At 54.1% G+C, this 5,554-nt stretch carries 2 tRNA genes and 3 rRNA genes; all 5 read left to right on the top strand.

The features are described from left to right. Window positions 1–250: 250 nt before the first annotated feature. Window positions 251–1,781: ribosomal RNA gene (locus tag QQS38_RS25720) — 16S ribosomal RNA — on the top strand. Window positions 1,782–1,845: 64 nt separating this feature from the next. After that, a tRNA-Ile gene (locus tag QQS38_RS25715) sits at window positions 1,846–1,922 on the top strand. A 49-nt stretch (window positions 1,923–1,971) separates the two neighbouring features. Next, window positions 1,972–2,047: transfer RNA gene (locus QQS38_RS25710), tRNA-Ala, on the top strand. Window positions 2,048–2,332: 285 nt separating this feature from the next. Then, window positions 2,333–5,215: ribosomal RNA gene (locus QQS38_RS25705) — 23S ribosomal RNA — on the top strand. Window positions 5,216–5,419: 204 nt separating this feature from the next. Continuing rightward, window positions 5,420–5,532: ribosomal RNA gene (gene rrf, locus QQS38_RS25700) — 5S ribosomal RNA — on the top strand. The 16S, 23S and 5S rRNA genes sit together here with 2 tRNA genes alongside, the layout of an rRNA operon. The last annotated feature ends 22 nt before the right edge of the window (window positions 5,533–5,554 follow it).

The following is a 5,554-nucleotide window of genomic DNA, read 5'->3' as shown; positions in this document are numbered from 1 at the left end:
GGCGGTGCTAGAAAGGCTTCTTTCGGTGCTGGTTGGTTGAGCGACGCGATCTTTAAAAATTTACAGTCGATAAGTGTGGGCGCTTGATGGCGAACGCGAGGTTGGGTCTTCGGATCTGGCCGATAAGCGAAAGTATCAAGTCTCACACAGTATTGAGGAAGGTTAGGGTTCGTCGAAAGACGGATTCGAACTGTCAGTACGTTGAGTGAGCGACCGATTCTTAATTGAATCGAAAACAGTAACAGGTATTGAACTGAAGAGTTTGATCCTGGCTCAGATTGAACGCTGGCGGCATGCCTTACACATGCAAGTCGAACGGCAGCACGGGGGCAACCCTGGTGGCGAGTGGCGAACGGGTGAGTAATACATCGGAACGTGTCCTGGAGTGGGGGATAGCCCGGCGAAAGCCGGATTAATACCGCATACGCTCTGAGGAGGAAAGCGGGGGATCTTCGGACCTCGCGCTCAAGGGGCGGCCGATGGCGGATTAGCTAGTTGGTAGGGTAAAGGCCTACCAAGGCGACGATCCGTAGCTGGTCTGAGAGGACGACCAGCCACACTGGGACTGAGACACGGCCCAGACTCCTACGGGAGGCAGCAGTGGGGAATTTTGGACAATGGGGGCAACCCTGATCCAGCAATGCCGCGTGTGTGAAGAAGGCCTTCGGGTTGTAAAGCACTTTTGTCCGGAAAGAAATCCTCTGGGTTAATACCTCGGGGGGATGACGGTACCGGAAGAATAAGCACCGGCTAACTACGTGCCAGCAGCCGCGGTAATACGTAGGGTGCGAGCGTTAATCGGAATTACTGGGCGTAAAGCGTGCGCAGGCGGTTTGCTAAGACCGATGTGAAATCCCCGGGCTTAACCTGGGAACTGCATTGGTGACTGGCAGGCTAGAGTGTGGCAGAGGGGGGTAGAATTCCACGTGTAGCAGTGAAATGCGTAGAGATGTGGAGGAATACCGATGGCGAAGGCAGCCCCCTGGGCCAACACTGACGCTCATGCACGAAAGCGTGGGGAGCAAACAGGATTAGATACCCTGGTAGTCCACGCCCTAAACGATGTCAACTAGTTGTTGGGGATTCATTTCCTTAGTAACGTAGCTAACGCGTGAAGTTGACCGCCTGGGGAGTACGGTCGCAAGATTAAAACTCAAAGGAATTGACGGGGACCCGCACAAGCGGTGGATGATGTGGATTAATTCGATGCAACGCGAAAAACCTTACCTACCCTTGACATGGACGGAAGGCCGCTGAGAGGTGGCTGTGCTCGAAAGAGAACCGTCGCACAGGTGCTGCATGGCTGTCGTCAGCTCGTGTCGTGAGATGTTGGGTTAAGTCCCGCAACGAGCGCAACCCTTGTCCTTAGTTGCTACGCAAGGGCACTCTAAGGAGACTGCCGGTGACAAACCGGAGGAAGGTGGGGATGACGTCAAGTCCTCATGGCCCTTATGGGTAGGGCTTCACACGTCATACAATGGTCGGAACAGAGGGTTGCCAACCCGCGAGGGGGAGCTAATCCCAGAAAACCGATCGTAGTCCGGATTGCACTCTGCAACTCGAGTGCATGAAGCTGGAATCGCTAGTAATCGCGGATCAGCATGCCGCGGTGAATACGTTCCCGGGTCTTGTACACACCGCCCGTCACACCATGGGAGTGGGTTTTACCAGAAGTGGCTAGTCTAACCGCAAGGAGGACGGTCACCACGGTAGGATTCATGACTGGGGTGAAGTCGTAACAAGGTAGCCGTATCGGAAGGTGCGGCTGGATCACCTCCTTTCTCGAGCTCACGTGTTCAACGTTGAGCGCTCACGCTTATCGACTGTAGATCAAGACAGACTCAGGGGTCTGTAGCTCAGTCGGTTAGAGCACCGTCTTGATAAGGCGGGGGTCGTTGGTTCGAATCCAACCAGACCCACCATTGTCTGCGGTGTGAGCGAGCAACCCTGGAGTCGCGCAAGTCTGTGCCTGGGGGCATAGCTCAGCTGGGAGAGCACCTGCTTTGCAAGCAGGGGGTCGTCGGTTCGATCCCGTCTGCCTCCACCAATCCCTAATGCCAAGTACTCAGTGGTGAGTATTTAGCATTGGCGATTGAGCCAGTCAGAGCGACTGAAGTGACGAGTCGGCTGTCGATCTTTAACAATCTGGAAGAAGTAGTAATGGATATTGGAAGCGCTTGATGAGAGCGTGGAAGATATCAATGGGTAGTGATTGTATCAATGTATTTAAGTGATCTTAACGTCACTTGGAATACGGCACAACGCGAGAACTCAAACCTGTAGTGCGAGTGTCGGGCCTCCTTGGAGGCTGCAAGAGACGCTCTCGTTATAGGGTCAAGCGAACAAGTGCATGTGGTGGATGCCTTGGCGATCACAGGCGATGAAGGACGCGGTAGCCTGCGAAAAGCCCCGGGGAGCTGGCAAACGAGCTTTGATCCGGGGATGTCCGAATGGGGAAACCCACTCCGTATGGAGTATCCATAGCTGAATACATAGGCTATGAGAAGCGAACGCGGCGAACTGAAACATCTAAGTAGCCGCAGGAAAAGAAATCAACCGAGATTCCCAAAGTAGTGGCGAGCGAAATGGGAAGAGCCTGTACGTGTTATCTGTGTTGTTAGCTGAACGCTCTGGAAAGTGCGGCCATAGCAGGTGATAGCCCTGTAAGCGAAAACAGTGTGGAAGGACTAGGCGTACGATAAGTAGGGCGGGACACGTGAAATCCTGTCTGAAGATGGGGGGACCATCCTCCAAGGCTAAATACTCGTGATCGACCGATAGTGAACCAGTACCGTGAGGGAAAGGCGAAAAGAACCCCGGGAGGGGAGTGAAATAGATCCTGAAACCGCATGCATACAAACAGTCGGAGCCTCGTAAGGGGTGACGGCGTACCTTTTGTATAATGGGTCAGCGACTTACGTTCAGTAGCAAGCTTAACCGATTAGGGCAGGCGTAGCGAAAGCGAGTCCGAATAGGGCGTTCAGTTGCTGGGCGTAGACCCGAAACCAGATGATCTATCCATGGCCAGGTTGAAGGTGCGGTAACACGTACTGGAGGACCGAACCCACTAACGTTGAAAAGTTAGGGGATGAGCTGTGGATAGGGGTGAAAGGCTAAACAAATCTGGAAATAGCTGGTTCTCTCCGAAAACTATTTAGGTAGTGCCTCGTGTATCACCTTCGGGGGTAGAGCACTGTCATGGTTGAAGGGTCCATTGCGGATTACTTCGCCATAGCAAACTCCGAATACCGAAGAGTGCAATCACGGGAGACAGACATCGGGTGCTAACGTCCGGTGTCAAGAGGGAAACAACCCAGACCGCCAGCTAAGGTCCCCAAATATGGCTAAGTGGGAAACGAAGTGGGAAGGCTAAAACAGTCAGGAGGTTGGCTTAGAAGCAGCCACCCTTTAAAGAAAGCGTAATAGCTCACTGATCGAGTCGTCCTGCGCGGAAGATGTAACGGGGCTAAGCCATATACCGAAGCTGCGGATGCGTGCGTAAGCATGCATGGTAGGAGAGCGTTCTGTAAGCCTGCGAAGGTGTCTCGGAAGGGATGCTGGAGGTATCAGAAGTGCGAATGCTGACATGAGTAGCGATAAAGGGGGTGAAAGGCCCCCTCGCCGTAAGCCCAAGGTTTCCTACGCAACGTTCATCGGCGTAGGGTGAGTCGGCCCCTAAGGCGAGGCAGAAATGCGTAGCTGATGGGAAGCAGGTCAATATTCCTGCACCATTGTTAGATGCGATGGGGGGACGGATCGCGGAAGGTTGTCCGGGTGTTGGACGTCCCGGTCGCTGCATTGGAGAAGGCGCTTAGGCAAATCCGGGCGCGTAATTCAAGGGTGTGGCGCGAGCGGCCTAGTGCTGCGAAGCAATCGGAAGTGGTTCCAAGAAAAGCCTCTAAGCTTCAGTCTAACGATGACCGTACCGCAAACCGACACAGGTGGGCGAGATGAGTATTCTAAGGCGCTTGAGAGAACTCGGGAGAAGGAACTCGGCAAATTGGTACCGTAACTTCGGGATAAGGTACGCCCTTGTAGCTTGACTGGCCTGCGCCAGGAGGGTGAAAGGGTTGCAATAAACTGGTGGCTGCGACTGTTTAATAAAAACACAGCACTCTGCAAACACGAAAGTGGACGTATAGGGTGTGACGCCTGCCCGGTGCCGGAAGATTAAATGATGGGGTGCAAGCTCTTGATTGAAGTCCCGGTAAACGGCGGCCGTAACTATAACGGTCCTAAGGTAGCGAAATTCCTTGTCGGGTAAGTTCCGACCTGCACGAATGGCGTAACGATGGCCACACTGTCTCCTCCCGAGACTCAGCGAAGTTGAAGTGTTTGTGATGATGCAATCTCCCCGCGGCTAGACGGAAAGACCCCATGAACCTTTACTGTAGCTTTGCATTGGACTTTGAACCGATCTGTGTAGGATAGGTGGGAGGCTATGAAGCGTGAACGCTAGTTTGCGTGGAGCCGTCCTTGAAATACCACCCTGGTTTGTTTGAGGTTCTAACCTTGGCCCGTGATCCGGGTCGGGGACAGTGCATGGTAGGCAGTTTGACTGGGGCGGTCTCCTCCCAAAGCGTAACGGAGGAGTACGAAGGTACGCTAGGTACGGTCGGAAATCGTGCTGATAGTGCAATGGCATAAGCGTGCTTAACTGCGAGACCGACAAGTCGAGCAGGTGCGAAAGCAGGTCATAGTGATCCGGTGGTTCTGTATGGAAGGGCCATCGCTCAACGGATAAAAGGTACTCTGGGGATAACAGGCTGATACCGCCCAAGAGTTCATATCGACGGCGGTGTTTGGCACCTCGATGTCGGCTCATCTCATCCTGGGGCTGTAGCCGGTCCCAAGGGTATGGCTGTTCGCCATTTAAAGAGGTACGTGAGCTGGGTTTAAAACGTCGTGAGACAGTTTGGTCCCTATCTGCCGTGGGCGTTGGATATTTGAAGGGGGCTGCTCCTAGTACGAGAGGACCGGAGTGGACGAACCTCTGGTGTACCGGTTGTCACGCCAGTGGCATCGCCGGGTAGCTATGTTCGGAAGAGATAACCGCTGAAAGCATCTAAGCGGGAAACTCGCCTTAAGATGAGATATCCCCGGGGCTTCGAGCCCCTTGAAGGGTCGTTCAAGACCAGGACGTTGATAGGTCGGGTGTGTACATGCAGTAATGCATTGAGCTAACCGATACTAATTGCCCGTACGGCTTGATCCTATAACCGGAGCGTCTCGCGGCCGCAGTTAGCGCTTTAGCGCTTACCTGAGGCCCTGCCCCCGAAGGGGGTGCGCGAACCACGCAACAGGTTTGATCCTCGCGCCAATCAGTGCCGCAATCACCACCCCATTACCTCGAGCACACCGCTCAATACTTCTTCCCAGATTGGCTGTGCGCCCACCCGCGCCGCAGCAACAAGTCATGCCTGATGACCATAGCGAGTTGGTACCACCCCTTCCCATCCCGAACAGGACCGTGAAACGACTCCACGCCGATGATAGTGCGGATTCCCGTGTGAAAGTAGGTAATCGTCAGGCTCCTTCTGCCTCCAAACCCCCG

This window comes from Trinickia sp. Z7 (genome assembly GCF_056498045.1).
The sequence above is the reverse complement of the archived record's forward strand: the minus strand, read 5'-3'. Positions and strand labels throughout refer to the sequence as shown.